Genomic DNA, 17,926 nt, shown 5'->3' on the forward strand with positions numbered 1-17,926 from the left:
ACTCTCAAGCATCGTTTTAATCGACTGCGTCGCTGGGATGCGCGATCCGTCCCATGAGCTCGTCTGTGAGCGGGAACGCGAGATTCTCGCCCTTGGGCGGAATCGGCCGGGTGAACCATTTCGTGTAGGTCTTTTCGAACTGGCCCGAGGCCATCTGTTTGGAAAGAACGTCGTCGACGAGCGCCTTGAAACCGGCATCGCCCTTCGTGAACATCAGGCCGTAATAGATCTTGGCGTAACCTTCGGGGAGAAATATCAGCGCGTTCGGATTTGGAGCTGCGGCCTTGAGGCCGGCAAGCAGGATATCGTCCTCCATGAAGGCGGCCGCACGGCCGGTATTCAGCATCAGGAAAGATTCGGCATGGTCTTTCGCCTGGACGATATTGAAACCGAGTTGCCCCTTCGCATTCACCGCTTGCGCAAAGCCAACGGCATTGGAGCCCTGGGTCACGACGATTGTCTTGCCCTTCAGATCGCCAGCCGTCTCCAGGCCGCTGTCCGCCTTGATCAGCCAGCGCGGCTGGCTGACGAAGGTTGCGACCGAAAACGAGACCTGCTCCTGCCGCTTCCTGTCGTTTGCCGTACCGCCGCATTCGATATCGACGGTGCCGCTTTGAATAAGCGGAATCCGGTTGGACGAGTTCACCGGCGTGTAGTTGACGGCGAGATTGGGCAGATTGAGGTCTGCCTTGATGCGCTCGACGATCTCGGCGCAGAGGTCCAGCGAAAAGCCGATCGGCTTTTGGTCAGGACCAAGATACGAGAACGGAATTGAGGCCTCGCGATAGCCAATGGTGATGGCTCCGCTCGATTTGATCTTGGCGAGCGTCGGACTGTCGGCCGCAGTCGATGGCCCCGCAACGGCGCCGATGGCCGCGAGGCCGGACAGAACGCCCAATACGCGCGCAAACTTCATCATGGATATCTCCTCTGATGGACAGCCTAGGCGGCCCTCGACGATGGCTTTACTCCGCGCCGCTTGATGACATCGATCAGGCGATCGACATCCGCGAAATTGTTGAACATCGCGAACGACACGCGAATGCCATCCCGCTCCGGCGACACGCGCACACCATTCTGCTCGAAATGGCCAAGCCACTCGGCGGCCGGGAGTGCGACGACGTAGATGTGCGGCGCACGGTGCTGCCGGTCGCGGGGACCGACGAGGCGAATGTCCAGTGCATCGAGCTGCGCGATGAGATGATCGCCGAGATCGAGGCAATGATTCTGGATGTTCTGCACGCCTAGCGCTTCGATCATGTCGAGCGAGGCGCCGAGCGCGTGGATCGCCGGAAGGTTGAAGTTGCCAAGCTCGAAGCGGCGCGCGCTCGTCGCTAGCGCGAGTTGGTCAGGGCGCGCGATGAGATCGGCCGGGATCTCTGCAAGGCTCGAAGCGGCGAGATAGGCGGGCTCCAGCTCGGTCCTGGATTTATCCCAATACAGCAGCCCCAACCCCTGCGGCACGAGCAATCCCTTGTGGCTGCCCGATCCGATGAAGGTCGCTCGCGCGGCCTTCACATCGATCGGCACGACGCCAATCGCCTGCATCACATCGACGACGAAATAGAGTTCCTGCTCCCGGCACAAGGCGCCGATGCTTTCGACGTCAAATCGATGACCGGCGTGGAAAGTCACCAGCGACATCGAGATCGCCCGGGTCCTCGGATCGATGTGCGGACGAATGCTCTCGGCATTCACGACTTCCGTCATCGGCACGAACTCGACCGCAACGCCCTTCCGCTGCAGATTGAGGAACGCATAGGCGTTGTTCGGATGATCGCCGTGGATCATCAGGACCTTGTCGCCGGCGCGCAAAGGCAGCGCGTTGGCGGCGATGTTCATGCTTTCCGAGGTGTTCTTGGTGAACGCGATTTCATCGGCCGCTGCACCCAGCAGCCGCGCCAGTTTTTCGCGGGTTTGCTCGACGCGATCGAGCCATACGCTCTTTGGACCGGCCGTATCGAGACCTTCGCGGAGGAAAAGGTCGATCGCCGCTTTGACGGGACGCGAGAGGGGCGTCTGGAAGCCGGAGTCGAGATAAGTGATCCGCTCGACAGCCGGAAACTCCTTCCGCACGGCGTCCACGTCATAGTGTCGAGACATCCCACTCTCCTGATTGCGCGCGTCCGCCGGGCTCGATGCGCGCTGCACAAATCCTGCTCATCTCTCAGCGACGCCAACGATATGGGCAACACGCCAGCGTATCCAACCTAAATTTCATATTATTGTACTTTTTGTTCCGAAAAATGATAATTATGTAACCATGCTAGGCAGGCGGAGAGAAGCAGATGCCGCAGACTAAGACCGAAGGCCCCCTCGACCGCGCATTCGCGATTGTTGGCCACGTCGCCAGTCAGATCAGAGCGGTCTCGGTCGCGGAAATCGCCAACGCGCTCGCTCTGCCGCTGCCGACAGCACATCGGCTCATCGGGAATCTCGAGCAGCGTGGGCTTCTTCAGAAGGCGCTCGGAACGAAGCGCTACGTGGTCGGCAATCAACTGGTCACGCTGTCGGCCAAGGTCATCGGCGCAGCCTTTCGTACCGCGCGCCGGCATGCCGTGCTTCGCGCCGTCGCCGCGGAAATCGGCGAGCAGTGCGAGATCGGCGTCGTGCGCGACAATGTCGTTGCCTATGTCGACAGCGTCCGCGTGTCGCAACCGCAAGGTCTGCAGTTCAATCCGGGTGAAGCCGCGCCGCTCCACTGCACGTCAACCGGCAAGATCTACATGAGCCGGCTGCCAGAGCGGGCGCGTGAGAAGCTGTGCCACGCACTCGCTCTCACCAAATATACCGACACGACGATCGTCGACGTCGACAGCCTGATGAAGGTCCTCGATCAGACCCGCAAGCGCGGCTGGGCCAAGACCAATGAAGAATATGTGAGGGGCGTCGTTGGCTGCGCCGTTCCGATCCTGTCTCCGGATCGCGAGCTGATCGCGTGCCTCGGTGTCTCCGTTCCGGTGGCACGCGTAAGCTTCGCCGAACTGGACCGGTTTATAGCTCCACTCCAGAAAGCCGCTGCGCTGCTGTCGGAAACCATCCTCCAGGAGGACGAAGATGGAGGAAGCGACGCATCTGAGAATCTCTGATCTTTCGGCCTTGATGGTCCACCTTGGCACCGCGCTCTTCGAATGACGGGAAATCGCGTGTCCCGCGTTCTACATCCGGATCAGGACCACCCCGCCCACGAGCAGGGCGGCCCCGGCGACCCTGATGGCGCTGATCGGGTGAACGGGAACATCCAACAAGCCGAAATGGTCGAATGCGATCGAACCGAGCATCTGACCGGCGATCAGGGGCGCGAAGAAGGTCGCCGCGCCGAGCTGAGGGACCAGGAATATCCCGAGTGCAATGAAGATGGCGCCGAACAGGCCGCCGCTCCAGGCGAAGCCCCGGCGCGATGCTTCATCTGGACCATCGATCCGCCGGAACTATCGATTTCCTCTGCCAGTGTGCCGCGAAGCGGTTCACAAACCAAGCGACTGTTCCGGGGCGGCGATGGCGGGAGTTGTCACGCGACAGTGGGACGCAATCGCAAATCGATGTGCGGCGTTGAAGCCGCAAATCTCTGGAGTTATCGATCTGCGAAACTTGCCGTCAAGCGGGAGGAACGCATGAGCACCATCACCGGCGGTTGTCACTGCGGCGCAATCCGTTATCAAGCCGATGGCGAAGCCATCGTGCACGCGCTGTGCCACTGCCGCGATTGCAGACTTCACGCCGGCGCCCCGGTGGTGGGCTGGACGATGTACGCCGATGATGCCGTCAAGGTGACCAAGGGCGAGCCCAAGGTGTATCGCTCCTCCGAAGATGGCCGGCGGCACTTTTGCGGCGACTGTGGAACCGGCCTGTTCTACGTCAATGCCAACATGTTGCCCGGAGTCATCGACATCCAGAGCGCGACCTACGACGATCCCGATGCCGTACCGGCGACGATGCACATCCAGGTCGCCGAGCGACTTCGCTGGATGGAGCATGCGCACGAACTGCCGACGTTCGACCGCTATCCTCCGCAGCCATAGCAGCGAGAGGTGACCGCTGCGATCTACGCCTATTTGATCTCACCATATGTCAGATCGTCGAACAGGGTCACGCTATCCGCCTTGGTCCACAGGCCGATCATGCCCGCTTGCGCAATCGTGGTGTCCTCCACCTCGAATATTTGCTTTCCGTCATAGGTCACCTTGAACCGACTTCCTGCGAAGTCGCAACGCAGCACGTGCCATTGCCCGGACGGCACCCGCGCGCTGACGCCATAGCCGCCTCTGCGACCCACGATCCCCACCGACGTTCGAATGCCGTTGATTGTCTTGTACAGCACGACGTTGTCCTCCAGCGCGTTAGCCCGGACCACGTAGTAATTGTTGGCATCCTTCGCGCGCCAGACGATTCCCGCGGCGCGATCCTGCGACCCGGCCACGGCCTTGAATTTCACCTCGACGAAGCCGTCGCGGATGGAGGTGTCGCGCTTGATGGCCACCGGAAAAGTCGCCCGTCCGGACTGCTTGAGAACGTTCGGCTTGCTCGGCGCCGTGGGTTCGGCCTCGACGGTCCATTTCGGTTCTCCCTTGCCGGTCATCGTCAAAGTCCACCCTTCAGGCGATGTTCCGGCGGCAGCGCTGTCGAAATTCAGGGTCTCGGCCATCGCGTTACCTCCCGTTGACAAGGCCAGCATCGACATCAGCGCGAGCCTCGCCCAGGCAGAAGGTCGCGACGGAAAGGCTGGGGCGGTACAGATCATCGGCTGTCCTTCGTCGACGTTCAGATGGTGGAAGCGACTTGCGGCTTGCCGCACTCGACGACGCCGCCGCTTCGGCAGCGAAACAAACCTCTTCAGAACAACCCCAGCCACCTCGCCTCAGCTCTTCGTGCTGGCCGTCTTGTCGAGTGCGGCCCGCAAGCCGTTGGCAAGCTTGATGGCGTCGTCGTTGGCCCAGAAATGCATGAAGAAGAGACGCGGCTGTTCATCCAGCATGTGGCTATGGAGGGCCGTCACGCTGATGCCATGCGATCGCAGTGCCTTGATCACGGGGTTCACCTCGTCGCCGGTCATGACGAAATCGCCGGTGATAGCCGCTTTGCCCCCGCCGGTCGGTTGAAAATTGATGCCGGTTGCGACGCCCAGCGGACCTGCGGGGCCCAACTGCATCCCTTCCTCGGTCACCGGATCGCGGCGGGGAACGTTGAACTGATAGACGCCGCCGTTGGCCTGCCCCTTGGCGCCGATGATCTGGTCGAGTTGCGCAGTGTCGAGATCGACGGCGGGCGGAGGGGCCGCCGGAGCCGCCGCCGACATCGGCGTCTTGCTTTCGGCAAGCCCATCTTTGATGGCGGTCGCGACCTTGACCGGATCGCCGTGCCCGGCCACGTGCATGTAGAACGTTGCCGGGCTGGCGCCGAGCAGATGATTGTGAACGGCGGTGATATCGAGCCCGCTCGCGATCATCTTCAGCATGACCGGATTGATTTCCGATTCGAGCAGCACCAGGTCGCCCATCGCCATGACGCCGCCATGCGCGGGCTTGAATGCGACCCAGCCGCCCAGCGCGAGTGCCGGCTTGATGGTCACCCCGTCAAGCGTCACCGTGAGGTCGGTGCGGGGAAAGCCATAGCGGTGGACGTCGCCGGTCACGGCCGCCTTGCGGCCCAGCGTTTCATCGATCTTCTGCCAATCGGCATCCTGCGCGTGAGCGGTCGCGACGAAGAGTCCGGTGAACGCTCGCCAATCCACGATCTGAACGCTTGCGCTGGTCGCGCAGAAGCACGCGCCGATGCCTATCAACGCCGAGATTGTCTTTCTCATGGATCTACTCCCTTCTTCAATTTGGGGTCCTCAGCAGCCGGCGTCTCACTTTCGCTCCTTGATCTGGCCGCTGCTGTCGACGACGAGCCGCACCTCCTTGCCGTCCTTCACGGCTTTGGCCGTCGTGCCCTCGGCGGTCGACTTGATGTCGCTGACCTGCGAGTAGCCGGCCGCCTGAATCCTGGTAACGAGTTCCTCTTGAGTCAGGGCGTGTGCGCTCGACAGCCCGGCCGCGGTCACAAGCAATAGAACGGTGCGGAAGGTAGTTCGTGTTCGCATGATCGTTCTCCTGGTTATGTCCTCTGCCCCAGGTGAGTCCGTTTCACGATCTTGCCCGGACTCGATGCCCACGAGGCGCAACAAAGCGCGCGCATCAATTCGATCGGCGCGGGCGCCGTGCGGAAAGACGGAGACAATCTGCCGGATGAAATCGGGGCTGTATGAAGACATGCTGCGCCCTTGGTGATCAGGACGCGATGCTTGGGCATGTCGCCTCACGGGGAGATCGCACATCCCCGAACCCCAAATAAAAACCCGAGGGCGGGAGCTGTCAACCAGCGTGTGCTTTGGGCGGCCTACCGAAGTCGCCAGCGCGCGTCACGAAGAGTTCACCGCTCCGACGGAACCGCGCCGCCGTCTTGAAACTCGCGGGCGGCCCCATTATTGTTCCTCGCGTGGGGACAAAGCAGACTCCCCGTGAGGCCTCGGTCCAAGCTCTGCGCAGCATGCCACTCGTGGAGCTTGCGCATGGACACCGAACGACAGCCCTCTTCCCGACCTTCCGTGGCCATTCTCTCGCGAGGCGACGCTGCCGCGCGCCGGGATGCGACCGCGCAGAACAGCCGCTTCGTGCACGTCTTCGAAGCCCTCGCCGCCGTCGGCATCGAAGCCCACCCGGTCATCTACGACGAAAGCTTCGCCGAGGAGGTCCGCGAACAATTGCTCGCGGTGGACGGCGTGCTCGTCTGGGTTAACCCAATTCAAGACGGGCGAAATCGCGCCAGTCTCGACGCCGTGCTGCGCGACGTCGCCGCACGGGGCGTGTGGGTCAGCGCTCATCCGGACGTCATTCACAAGATGGGCACCAAGGAGGTACTCTATCGTACCCGCTCGATGGGGTGGGGATGCGACACGGTTTTATATCAAACCGCCGAGGCCATGCGCGCCGAGTTGCCGACACGGCTCGCCACCGGTCCGCGCGTGATCAAGCGTAACCGGGGCAACGGTGGCCAGGGCGTCTGGAAGGTCGAGAGGCTGCCGACTTCCCCGATGATAAGGGTGCTGGACGCGACCAAGGATGGGTCCGAGGAACTGACGCTCGATCATTTTCTCCGTCGCTGCGCCGAGTATTTCCAAAATGACAGCGTGGTCGATCAGCCATTCCAGCCTCGCTTGAGCGAAGGCGTCATGCGCTGCTATATGGCAGGCGATCGCTGTGCCGGCTTTGGCCATCACAAAGTCAAAGCCCTGGTTGACTCGCCGGCCGCACGTTCCGAGGCCGGACCCCGGCTCTACACGTCGAACGCAGACTCGCGCTTCCAGCGGCTGCGCCGGCTGATGGAAGACGAGTGGACGCCCCAGCTAACGTCGTTGCTGGACATTCCGCGACATGACCTGCCGATGATCTGGGACGCCGACTTCATGCTTGGCCCCGTCCAGGCCGATGGGAGCGACAGCTACGTACTTGGCGAGATCAATGTCAGCTCCGTGTTTCCTTTCCCGGACCAGGCGCCGGCAGAGATTGCCCGGCAGGTCGCCTATCGGCTGCAGTGTAAGCTTTGACATCATGCTGACGGTCAGCGGGCTCAAGCGGTTGCACATCTGCGTCTCATTCGACTTGCAGGACGGCGAATGCGTCGCCCTGCAGGGCCCTTCCGGCGTCGGCAAGACCCTGCTGCTTCGCTCCATCGCAGATCTCGATCCGAACGAAGGAGTGGTCAAACTGGACGGAACGCTCAGGGAAGCGATGCCCGCCCCCGCCTGGCGAAAGCGAGTGACCTACCTTGCTACCGAGCCGGGCTGGTGGTCAGACATCGTGCAAGATCACTTCAGCGGCTGGGACGACGCCTTACCGCTGGTCACAAGATTGGGGTTGCCGTGCAGTTGCGGTCCTCGGCCGGTCCAAAGACTTTCGACCGGAGAGAGACAACGGTTGGGGCTCGTGCGGGCGCTGATGCTGCAATCGCGGGTGCTTCTGCTGGACGAGCCAACTTCGGCCCTCGATTCGGCATCGACTGCGGCCGTGGAATCCTTGATCGTCGAACGCATGTCGAACGGAACGAGTGTCGTTTGGAGCACCCACGATAGCGCCCAGGCCAGCCGTGTAGGGTCACGGGTATTAATGATGAGCGCCGATGGCAGCATCGAGGAAAATCGGCCGTGACCTACATCCAACTGGCATACGGTGACTTAGCCCTGCCCGCGCTCCTTGTTGTCATGGACGGCGCTCTCTCGCTTGCTCTCCGCCTCAAGCTTGAAAAACAACTGGCCATCGCGACCGTGCGGATGGTGCTTCAGCTGGTGCTCGTTGGATACGTATTGACGTTCCTGATTGCGGCAGTCTCGCTGCTCTGGACTGCTTCGCAGCCGTCATCATGGTTCTCTTCGCATCACGGGAAATCGTCGCACGGCAAAAGCGGCGCCTACCAGGTATTTGGAGCTACGGCTTGGGGGCCGGATGCACGCTGCTCGCGGCCGGTACCGTTACGATTTTTTCGCTTATGACGGAGCTTCGCCCGGATCCTTGGTATCATCCGCGCTATGCGCTGCCATTGTTGGGTATGATCCTGGGCAACACCATGACAGGAATAAGCCTGGGCTTGGACGTGCTGACAAATGGCTTGGTGCGTGAGAGGGCCGCCGTCGAAGCTTGCCTTGCTCTTGGCGGTACCCGCCATCAGGCGCTGCTGCCCGTCGTGAGGGATGCAATGCGGAGCGGGCTGATGCCGACCATCAATGCGATGGCTGCGATCGGCCTTGTCTCTTTGCCGGGGATGATGACCGGTCAAATCCTTGCGGGCGTCGAACCGATCGATGCTGTCAAGTATCAGCTCCTGATCATGTTTTTGATCGCCGGTGGGACGGGATTGGGAACTCTCGCTGCCGTGATGGGAGGCGCTCGCCTTCTCACCGATCATCGACATCGGTTACGCCTCGATCGAATTCCCACTGAAAAGTCCACTTAAACGCTTCGGTCGTCATCACGGCTCCGATCTGGCCCAGAGCCACATCATGCCCGTGTTGTTCCAGCTCGACGATCAGCGCTTCCGGCGTAGACGCTCCTCCATGCACCTCACGCTGCGGCAATCTGCCCGGCGGTAGGCGGAGTCTTGGAGCGCTCCTTCATCAAGGGCTCTCAACCGATCGCCTGCGAGCCGATAAAGCGCATGAATGTCCTTTGATGACCGTCAGCAACGAACAGCACGACCGCGTAGGGCTGCGGCTTGCCGCCTTCCATCCCCGGCGATCCGACCGGCATGCCGGGCACGGCGAGCCCCTTTGCAATGGGACGCTCCGACAGGAGGCGCCGCACAGCCGCAGCCGGCACGTGCCCTTCGACGAGATAACCCGCGACCTCCGCCGTGTGACACGCGACCAAATCCGGCGGGATGCCGAGACGGCTCCGAACGGCGTCGAGATCGGCAGTCTCCTCCACCTCTACGGCAAATCCTGCGTCTCGGAGATGCTGCACCCAGCCGGTGCAACAGCCGCAGTTCGGATCCTTGTGCACCGTGAAGGTGGCTTCTTCGGCCTGCGCCGCAACCGCAGGCCTGGCAAGGACCGCCGCGGCCATCAGCCCTACAAGCGACCGGCGGGTCATCAAATGTGCGCGTCCCTTCATCTTCGGCTTCCTTTCGTTTCGCTGTCACATGCGCGGTCGTTGCCATCGGCATTCATCTTTGGATCTCTTGATGTCAGAGCGCCACGGGCCTCAACGAGCGCTCGCTTGTCCCTCGTACATAAAGGTCATGGGCTTCAGCCCATTCATATAGCCGGTGCGCATCTCGTCGATGCGAAAGCCGTTCCTGGTCAAGACGTCAGCAATGTCCCGATTGAGATGACAACCGCCCGAGATGCGCGTCCACGCGGGGGTCAGGAGATCCTGCCACCAGCGCACGCGCGGTTCGGGCGCGCGGCCGTGCTCGACGAACACCAGCTTCCCTCCCGGTTTCAGCACACGCCGCGCCTCTGTCATCGCGCGATCGACATCCGGAATGCTGCACATCGTCCAGGTGGTCACAACCGTGTCGATGCTGCGGTCCTCGATCGGAATCGCCTCGGCCGACGCTTCGACAAACTCAATTGGAGTTTCCGGATGTGGAGCGTGTCGCGCCATCTCGATAAGCTTTGGACCGGGTTCAAGCCCCACAACCTGCTCCACCGTGGCCCCGTAGAACGGCAGGTTGCGGCCGGACCCGATGCCGATCTCGAGCACCCGGCCCTGTGCCGCACCGGCCGCGCGCTGCCGGTAGGGCGCAAGTTCCTTGTTGCGCATCGCAAGGTCGCAAAGCCGCGGAAAAATGACGTCGTTGTAAAAGCCCATGCGCGCATCTCCTAGCATCGCCGCTCAATAGTCTTGCTGATCTGTTCGGGTGCGGCAAAGATCACGTCCGCGCGGTCGCCCAGCATACTGGCGGGGGCCAGAGCCGGCGCGCCAGTCTGCGGACCGGTCCCTGCCGGAATCCGTTTTCAAGCGGAGATTGCATTCCCAGAAGATCATCAGAATCACGATCAGCGTCGAAGACATCATGCCCCCGATCGTCGGCACCGTAATCCGCAGATCACTCCCCTTTCCCGGTCGAACGACAACGCCGCACGGCTCCCATGGTTCTAGATTCGAACTTCGCTTGCATCATCCGGTCAAACTCATCAGCGCCGCGAGGTGTAGCGCCACGGCGCCAGCGGCATGTAACGGCCGCAGTCCCGCTCACGGCGGACTAGGAGAACTGCTTAGCGCCCTTTAGGTCCACCCTGATATCGCCGGGCATCTACCCCGGAGAATGTCGTTGGGCGCGCGAAATCCGGTGCGTACGCTTCGTACGCGAAAGCCGTATTAGGGTTCGGGCGCGTCGCGAACGCTTCGGACCTCCTGACCTCGTTTGGCCAATAGCTCTTGTCGCTGATCGTCGCACCCGCCTGCGCCGCGCCTGCAGCGACAATAAGCGGCAGCAGAAGCGACGTTGTCGCAATCATTTTCTTCAACATGGTCCGGCTCCATTTTCGAAATCGCACTTGATGTGCTTCATGATGGAGTTCGTGCCTTTTGCGGTATCGGTTACAAGATCACGCGGACTTGACGGCCGCGGCGTCACCATCTCAGCAATCGAGGCCCCAGGAGCGCGCCTGCCAACGTGCACAGCGCGATTGTGCCCCCGTACCAGACTGTCACGAACGGCAGGGAGTCGTCGGTGCAGTGCAGCGCGTAAGCCATCGCACTGATGCTGCCGGCGACCAGGCCCGCGAACGCACCCGCTCGAACGAGATCGGTGGGGGCCGCCCTACGGGTAGCCCAGATCACGACCGCGAGCGGCACTATCGCGATCAGAGGTATGGACACAAGGCACTCGGCCCATTCGTCTCCCAACACCATCCGGTCCCAACGGCCGGCCGGCGCCCTTGCCAAAACGGTTGAGGCGATCGTCACCGCCGCAAGAAACGGCGCGCTCATCGCGACAAAGGATATCCTTGCCTCGCCTCCGGGCCGGGCGACCCGTATCAGATAGAATGCCGCGACCACAAAGATGGCGGCACCGAACATCAGCTTGGCGGCAACGAAACCCACGGCAGCCGACGTCGCGAGGTCGGGGCGCATCCCGAGCAAAGCGAGTGCGATGCAGACGGTGAAAGCTCCGCCGATCAGCAAGGCAGCGCTGAACCTGCGCCCAACAATCGTCCGGTCGACTGGTCGAGCGCTGCGTGCGAGAGCGTCGATCAGATCTTCGATCCTCATGTGCGCGTCTCTCTGCCGATGAGCGCCGCCAGCGCCTTCAATCCGCGATGGATGGTGATCTTCACGTTGGATTCCAAAATGCGGTACCGAGCTGCCGTTTCAGCCACGCTCCTACCTTCGAGTTTCACAGCCGCGATCGTCAGGCGGGTCACTTCCGGCAAGCTGTCGAGTAGCCGCCCCACGTCATGCGTACTCTCGATCGAGGCCTCGTCGTCCGTTGCCATCAGATCCCGATGGTCGCCGATGGGAACGCTTGCCACCGAAAACCGGTTGCGCCGAAGGTGATCCACCAGCTTATACCGCGCGACCGCATGGACCCATGGCGTGAACGGCTGCTCGACATCGAAAGTATGCCTCTTGAGGTGAATGGCAAGCAGCGCCTCTTGCGTGAGGTCTTCCGCCTCCTCCGCTCCCCGTCCGCTCCGGATCAGGTGTCGCTTGTAGTAGCCCCGCAGATGACGGCTGAGGCGGTTCAGCAGCATACGATGGGCCGCGGCATCTCCAAGCAGGCCGGCCAACATCAGCGCCTTCAATTCCAGTTCAGGGCTGTTCATTACCGAAGCTCTTCAAACCAGGCGAAGTCTCTCGCCCTTGGCGGTGTTCGTGAGAAATCGCCGGGCGAGTCGCCTAGCACTGTCTGGCGATGAGCTTGGCGATTTCGTCCGGGTCGGCGAATATCACCGAGGCGCGATCTCCCATCATGCCGGCCGGCATGATGGCGGGCGCCCCTTTCTCCGGTCCGTCCTGGCTGGAGTCGGTCCTGAAGCGCAGATTGCGTTCCCAGAAAGCGCGCGTCTTGCCGTCTGCGGTGGTGACGCGATAGGTGTCATGACAATAGGTGATCGCCTTCACCTGTTTGGCCGGTTCGAGGCCCTTGAGGCTGGGATCATGCCCGCCGCCCATCATCCCACCCATCATGCCACCGTCACCCATGCCTTTCATGCCGCCCTGCTGAGCCGTCTGTTGCGCGCCCGGCTTGGTGGCTTCCCTGAGAAAGGCCAAGAGGTCGGCGCGGGCGTGGGAATCCTTGATGCCTTCGAACGGCATGTCGTTGCCCGGCACCATCGCATGCGGATCGGTGAGCCATCCGTCGAGCGAGCGGTCATCCCAAATGATTCCCGACGACTTCAGCGCGTCGGAGTAGCGCTCGAAGCTCGGCAGTGAGCCGGCCTTGCGCCCCCAAACACCAGCAAGGCTGGGGCCGGTCATGTTGCGGTCGGGCTGGAGCGAGTGGCATGGAGCACACGCCCGGAACTCCTGCCGACCTCGCGACCGATCGCCTTCCGCGAACGTGGGCGACAGCAAGGCCGTTGCGGCGAGCACGATGACGACAAGTCTCTTCATTTTTGGCCTCCGTGCGTCAGGAGCGAAGATATTTGATCAGCGCTGCGGCTGCGAGGACCAGGACGACGATCGCAAGCAGCCACAGAAGTCCCATTCCCCACATCATCCCCGGCATCATGTCTTGCATCATGGTTCACCTCATTCGGCTGGCTCCGGAATTGGTTTGAGACGTTTGATCGGCTTGCTCGCCGGCGGCTGAGGCCAGCGGTCGTCACGCGGCAATCCGAAGCCCTTCACCAGCCCGAAGAACGCCGGGATCACGATCAGGGTCAGCAGCGTCGATGACATCATCCCGCCGATCATCGGCACGGCGATGCGCTGCATGATCTCCGACCCGGTGCCGGTGCTCCACATGATCGGCAGCAGGCCTGCCATGATGGCAACTACCGTCATCATCTTGGGCCGGACGCGCTCGACCGCACCTTCCATGATGGCATCGTGCAGGTCCTGGCGCGTGAGGGGCCGACCCACCGCAGTTCGTTTCGCTTTCAGCTCGGCAAGGGCTTGCTCAAGGTAGATCAGCATCACGACGCCGGTCTCGGCGGCGACGCCGGCGAGCGCAATGAATCCGACAGCGACGGCGACAGACAGATTGAAGCCGAGCGCCCACATCATCCAGATGCCGCCGATCAACGCGAACGGCAGCGACAGCATCACGATCAGGGTCTCGGTTATCGCCCTGAAGTTCAGATAGAGCAGCAGGAAGATGATCGTGAGCGTCACCGGAACCACGATCTTCAAGCGGGCTGCTGCGCGCTGCATATATTCGTATTGGCCGCTCCAGACGACGTAGTAGCCGGCGGGAAACTGGACGCTCTGGGTGACCGCGGCCTGCGCGTCCGCAACGTAGCTGCCGATGTCGCGATCGCGAATGTCGACGTAGATGTAGGTCGCAAGCTGACCATTCTCCGTCCGGATGGAGGTCGGTCCCCGCGCCGGCTCGACCGTGGCGAGCTCTCCGAGGGGCACGGCGCCGCCCGCCGGCATCGGCACCAGGATATCGCTGGCGATAGCCTTCGGATTGTCGCGCAGATCGCGCGGATAACGCATGTTCACCGTGAACCGCTGCCGGCCTTCAACCGTCGTGGTCACGGTCTGGCCGCCAAGAGCCGCTGCGATGGTGTCCTGGACGTCCTGGATCAGAACGCCATAACGCGCCAGCGCCTCGCGGTCCGGGACGATCTCGAGATAGTAACCGCCGATGCCGCGCTCGGCGTAAGCCGAAGACGTGCCCGGGACGGACTTGACCACCCGCTCGATCTGCCTGGCCAGCCGATCGATCTCGACCAGGTCCGTGCCCATCATCTTGACGCCGATCGGGGTGCGGATGCCGGTCGACAGCATGTCGATGCGCGCCTTGATCGGCATGGTCCAGGCGTTGGAGACGCCCGGGAATTGCAGCGCCTTGTCCATCTCCGCGACAAGGCTGTCGATGGTGACGCCGGGGCGCCAATGATCCTTTGGCTTGAGATTGACGACCGTCTCGAACATTTCCGTCGGCGCCGGGTCGGTTGCCGTGGCTGCCCGCCCCGCCTTTCCGTAGACGGATGCGACTTCGGGGAACGACTTGATGATCCGGTCCTGGATCTGCATCAGCTCGGCCGCCTTCGTCACCGAGATGCCCGGCAGGGTCGTCGGCATGTAGAGCAGTGTTCCCTCGTTCAACGACGGCATGAACTCGGTACCGAGCTGGCGAGCCGGCCAGATCGAGACGGCGAGTACGGCAACGGAGATGAGGATCACCAGCGTCTTGGCGCGCAGCACGCCCTTGATCACGGGACGGTAGATCCAGATCAGGAAGCGGTTGACGAAGTTGTTGCGCTCGGGGACGATCCTGCCGCGGACGAAGATCACCATGAGCGCCGGCACCAGCGTGACGGACAGCAGGGCCGCAGCGGCCATCGAGAAGGTCTTCGTGAACGCCAGGGGGCTGAACAGCCGTCCCTCCTGCGATTCCAGCGTGAAGATCGGCATGAACGACACCGTGATGATCAGCAGGCTGAAGAACAGTGCCGGGCCGACCTCCGAGGCGGCGCCTATCAGAACCTGGACGCGGGACTGATCGGGCTTGGCACGCTCGAGATGCTTGTGGGCGTTTTCGATCATGACAATCGCCGCATCCACCATGGCGCCGATGGCGATCGCGATCCCTCCGAGGCTCATGATGTTGGACCCGAGCCCGAGCAGCTTCATGGCCCCGAACGCCATCAGCACGCCCACCGGCAGCATCAGGATCGCGACCAGCGCGCTGCGGACATGCAACAGGAAGATGATGCAGACCAGCCCGACGACGATGCTCTCTTCGACCAGCGTGTGCTTAAGCGTATCGATGGCCGCATAGATCAGGTTCGAGCGGTCATAGACCGGTACGATCTCGACCGACTTGGGCAGACTGCTCGCGATCTCCGCGAACCGCTTCTTGACGTTCTCGATCACGTCGAGCGCGTTGAGGCCGAACCGCTGCAGCACGATTCCGCTCGCGACCTCGCCCTCGCCGTTCAGTTCCGCAATGCCCCGCCGCTCGTCGGGACCGAGCTCCACCCGGGCGACGTCGCGCAGCAGCACGGGCGTGCCGTTGCTGGTCTTCAGCACGATGTTGCCGAGATCGTTGATGCCTTTGATGTAGCCCTTGCCGCGGATGACGTACTCGAACTCCGACAACTCCACCGTTCGCCCGCCGACGTCGGCGTTGCTGGCACGGATGGACTCGCGGATTTTTTGCATGCTGATGCCGCGGTCGCGCATCCGCTGCGGGTCGAGGATGACGTTGTACTGCTTGACGAAACCGCCGATGCTGGCGACCTCGGCAACGCCTTCGGCCTTGGCGAGCGCGAATTTGAGATTCCAGTCCTGGATGGTGCGGGTGTCGGCGAGGTTCAATTCCTTGGAGACCACCGCGTATTGGTAAACCCAGCCGACCCCGGTGGCGTCCGGACCGATGGTCGGCGTCACGCCGGTGGGAAGCCGCGAAGTCGCGCTGTTGAGGAATTCCATGACGCGCGAGCGCGCCCAGTAGATGTCGGTGCCGTCCTCGAAGATCACGTAGACGAACGAGACCCCGAAGAACGAGAACCCGCGCACGACCTTGGACTTCGGCACCGTCAGCATGGCCGTGGTTAAGGGATAGGTGACCTGATCCTCGATCACCTGCGGCGCCTGGCCGGGGTACTCCGTGTAGACGATCACCTGCGTGTCCGACAGGTCCGGGATCGCATCGAGCGGAAGGTGGATCAGCGCGTAGAGGCCTGCCGCGGCCGCAAAACCGGTACCGAACAGCACCAGCAGCAGGTTGCGAGCCGACCAGGCGATGATGCGGGCGATCATTTGTGCTCTCCCATCGCTTGGGCGGCGTCGGAAGCCTGCGGCGCCGCGGCCGCGAAGCCCTTTAGCGCGGCTTTCAAATTGCTTTCCGCGTCGATCAGGAAATTGGCCGAGGTGACCACCGCCTCGCCATTCGCAAGGCCCTCCCGAATCTCGATGTAGCCGCCGCCCCGCCGGCCGAGCTTCACCTCCCGCGGCTCGAAGCGCCCTTCTCCCTTGTCGACCAGCACGGCCTGGCGCGTGCCGGTGTCGAGCACCGAACTGTCGGGCACGGCCAGCACCGGTGCCGAATCGGCGGTGTCGATCTCGGCATCGACATACATATCCGGCAGCAGCGCCGCGTCCGGATTTGACAATTCGATGCGGACGCGAACGGTCCGCGTGTCACGGTTCACCTGCGGATAGACGACGGCGATCTTTCCCGTGAAGGTTCGGCCGGAAAAGCTGCGCGCGCGGACCGCCACAGCCTGGCCAACCGCGATGTTGCCGAGATCGCGTTCGGCGATGTCGACGAGCGCCCAGACCACCGAAGTGTCCGCGATGCGGAACAGCACGTCGCCTGGGTTGGCTCGCATGCCCTCGATCGCGTTGCGCTCGAGCACGATACCGTCGCGTGGCGCCGACCAGCGGACGGTGACGGGTGCGGCCCGCGTCTTCTCCATCTCCGCGATGACCGGCTCCGGAACGTCGAGATTGACCAGCCGTTGCCGAGAGCCCCGGCCGTAAAGCTCGAGGCCGCCGACGGTCCTGGAGGTAATCGTTGCAAGATACTCGGCGGCGGCGGATGTGACGGCCGAACTGTAGATCTCCATCAGAGGCTGGCCCGCCTTGACGCGGCTCCCGGTGGTCACGTCGGCGACCTTCTGGACGAAGCTTTCGGCTCGCATGGCGATCACGGATACACGCCGCTCGTCGAGCTGGATCGTACCGGGCGCCTTCACGGCGACGCGGATGCTGCGACGCTCGACGGGCTCGGATTTCACTCCGGTGCGCTGGATCTTGCCGGGCGAAAGCTTCACGGTGCCGTCGTCTGCGTGGTCGCCTTCGTACACCGCGACGTAGTCCATCCCCATCGCGTCCTTCTTCGGGACCGACGAGGTATCGGGCAGGCCCATCGGATTGCGGTAGTACAGGATCTTGCGCGACGAGGCGGCCTGCTGCTTCGGCTTCGCAGGCTGCGGGGCCATTTGGTCGTCGTCGTAGACCGGCAGGTAATCGCGGCCGCGCTCGTCCGTCTTCGGATCGGCCGACCACAGCGGCGCGCCGCTGGGATCGCGGTAGTAGAGCGGCGTTCGGTCCGCGGCTGCCGCAGCCGTAATTGCCTCGGCATGAGCCGGCCAGCGACCGCCGTTCAAGTGCCAGGTGGCGCCCAGAGCCAGGGCGCCGCCCAGTGTGAGCGCCATCAGGAGACGCAGCGTTTTCATGGCGTGTATCCGCGCGCCCGGGAGCGCGTCCATGTGAAAGGGGGATGTCGGGCGCCGTCGGGCGCCCGAACGATCACTTGGTCG

General features: G+C 62.7%; 17 protein-coding genes and 2 pseudogenes. 5 read left to right on the top strand and 14 right to left on the bottom strand.

Annotated elements, in window-relative coordinates:
- Positions 1–16: 16 nt before the first annotated feature.
- Both IVA82_RS16790 and IVA82_RS16795 read right to left on the bottom strand, forming a co-directional pair.
- Complete coding sequence (locus IVA82_RS16790) at positions 17–919, bottom strand: amino acid ABC transporter substrate-binding protein (RefSeq protein WP_247381166.1); 903 nt, start codon at positions 917–919, stop codon at positions 17–19.
- Between the two features lie 23 nt (positions 920–942).
- On the bottom strand, positions 943–2,103 hold the full coding sequence (locus IVA82_RS16795) for an aminotransferase class V-fold PLP-dependent enzyme (RefSeq protein ID WP_247381168.1): 1,161 nt from the start codon (positions 2,101–2,103) through the stop codon (positions 943–945).
- A gap of 185 nt (positions 2,104–2,288) precedes the next feature.
- On the opposite strand from IVA82_RS16795, the gene IVA82_RS16800 reads away from it, so the two are divergent.
- Positions 2,289–3,089 (top strand): IclR family transcriptional regulator, encoded by an 801-nt coding sequence (locus IVA82_RS16800; RefSeq protein WP_247381170.1) that lies wholly within the window; start codon positions 2,289–2,291, stop codon positions 3,087–3,089.
- A 69-nt stretch (positions 3,090–3,158) separates the two neighbouring features.
- Here IVA82_RS16800 and IVA82_RS16805 read toward each other — a convergent pair.
- Positions 3,159–3,389, bottom strand: a pseudogene (locus tag IVA82_RS16805) (DMT family transporter); the annotation flags it as partial.
- A gap of 225 nt (positions 3,390–3,614) precedes the next feature.
- Here IVA82_RS16805 and IVA82_RS16810 point away from each other — a divergent pair.
- On the top strand, positions 3,615–4,022 hold the full coding sequence (locus IVA82_RS16810) for a GFA family protein (RefSeq protein ID WP_247381172.1): 408 nt from the start codon (positions 3,615–3,617) through the stop codon (positions 4,020–4,022).
- A 29-nt stretch (positions 4,023–4,051) separates the two neighbouring features.
- On the opposite strand, the gene IVA82_RS16815 is transcribed toward IVA82_RS16810, so the two are convergent.
- The 3 genes from IVA82_RS16815 to IVA82_RS16825 all read right to left on the bottom strand — a co-directional run bounded on the left by IVA82_RS16815 (position 4,052) and on the right by IVA82_RS16825 (position 6,082).
- Positions 4,052–4,645, bottom strand: a complete 594-nt coding sequence (locus IVA82_RS16815) for a family 16 glycoside hydrolase (RefSeq protein WP_247381174.1) — start codon at positions 4,643–4,645, stop codon at positions 4,052–4,054.
- Positions 4,646–4,858: 213 nt separating this feature from the next.
- Positions 4,859–5,803, bottom strand: a complete 945-nt coding sequence (locus IVA82_RS16820) for a DUF1259 domain-containing protein (RefSeq protein ID WP_247381176.1) — start codon at positions 5,801–5,803, stop codon at positions 4,859–4,861.
- A gap of 45 nt (positions 5,804–5,848) precedes the next feature.
- Positions 5,849–6,082, bottom strand: a complete 234-nt coding sequence (locus IVA82_RS16825) for a hypothetical protein (RefSeq protein WP_247381177.1) — start codon at positions 6,080–6,082, stop codon at positions 5,849–5,851.
- Between the two features lie 468 nt (positions 6,083–6,550).
- On the opposite strand from IVA82_RS16825, the gene IVA82_RS16830 reads away from it, so the two are divergent.
- The 3 genes and pseudogenes from IVA82_RS16830 to fetB all read left to right on the top strand — a co-directional run bounded on the left by IVA82_RS16830 (position 6,551) and on the right by fetB (position 8,988).
- A complete protein-coding gene (locus tag IVA82_RS16830) occupies positions 6,551–7,585 on the top strand; it encodes a Cj0069 family protein (RefSeq protein ID WP_247381179.1) in 1,035 nt (344 codons plus the stop codon).
- Between the two features lie 4 nt (positions 7,586–7,589).
- Entirely contained in the window at positions 7,590–8,186 is a 597-nt protein-coding gene (locus tag IVA82_RS16835; protein ID WP_247381190.1) for an ATP-binding cassette domain-containing protein, read from the top strand.
- Positions 8,183–8,988 (top strand): annotated as a pseudogene (gene fetB / locus IVA82_RS16840) (iron export ABC transporter permease subunit FetB). The gene IVA82_RS16835 and the pseudogene fetB overlap by 4 nt, the downstream one beginning before the upstream one ends.
- 170 nt (positions 8,989–9,158) lie before the next feature.
- Here the strand turns inward: fetB and IVA82_RS16845 are convergent.
- The 8 genes from IVA82_RS16845 to IVA82_RS16880 all read right to left on the bottom strand — a co-directional run bounded on the left by IVA82_RS16845 (position 9,159) and on the right by IVA82_RS16880 (position 17,842).
- The gene (locus tag IVA82_RS16845) at positions 9,159–9,644 is read right to left on the bottom strand and encodes a DUF411 domain-containing protein (RefSeq protein ID WP_247381192.1); all 486 of its coding nucleotides are present in this window, start codon (positions 9,642–9,644) and stop codon (positions 9,159–9,161) included.
- Between the two features lie 90 nt (positions 9,645–9,734).
- Positions 9,735–10,346, bottom strand: a complete 612-nt coding sequence (locus tag IVA82_RS16850; protein WP_247381194.1) for a class I SAM-dependent methyltransferase — start codon at positions 10,344–10,346, stop codon at positions 9,735–9,737.
- 407 nt (positions 10,347–10,753) lie between these two features.
- On the bottom strand, positions 10,754–11,008 hold the full coding sequence (locus IVA82_RS16855; protein ID WP_247381196.1) for a hypothetical protein: 255 nt from the start codon (positions 11,006–11,008) through the stop codon (positions 10,754–10,756).
- A gap of 103 nt (positions 11,009–11,111) precedes the next feature.
- Entirely contained in the window at positions 11,112–11,753 is a 642-nt protein-coding gene (locus tag IVA82_RS16860; protein WP_247381198.1) for a DUF1109 domain-containing protein, read from the bottom strand.
- The gene (locus IVA82_RS16865; RefSeq protein WP_247381200.1) at positions 11,750–12,307 is read right to left on the bottom strand and encodes a sigma-70 family RNA polymerase sigma factor; all 558 of its coding nucleotides are present in this window, start codon (positions 12,305–12,307) and stop codon (positions 11,750–11,752) included. Before IVA82_RS16865 ends, IVA82_RS16860 begins: the two co-directional genes overlap by 4 nt.
- A 73-nt stretch (positions 12,308–12,380) precedes the next feature.
- Positions 12,381–13,097, bottom strand: a complete 717-nt coding sequence (locus IVA82_RS16870) for a cytochrome c family protein (RefSeq protein ID WP_247381202.1) — start codon at positions 13,095–13,097, stop codon at positions 12,381–12,383.
- Between the two features lie 138 nt (positions 13,098–13,235).
- Entirely contained in the window at positions 13,236–16,421 is a 3,186-nt protein-coding gene (locus IVA82_RS16875; protein WP_247381204.1) for an efflux RND transporter permease subunit, read from the bottom strand.
- Positions 16,418–17,842, bottom strand: a complete 1,425-nt coding sequence (locus tag IVA82_RS16880; RefSeq protein WP_247381205.1) for an efflux RND transporter periplasmic adaptor subunit — start codon at positions 17,840–17,842, stop codon at positions 16,418–16,420. Before IVA82_RS16880 ends, IVA82_RS16875 begins: the two co-directional genes overlap by 4 nt.
- Positions 17,843–17,926: the final 84 nt, after the last annotated feature.

This window comes from Bradyrhizobium sp. 142 (assembly GCF_023074015.1).
GTDB lineage: Bacteria > Pseudomonadota > Alphaproteobacteria > Rhizobiales > Xanthobacteraceae > Bradyrhizobium.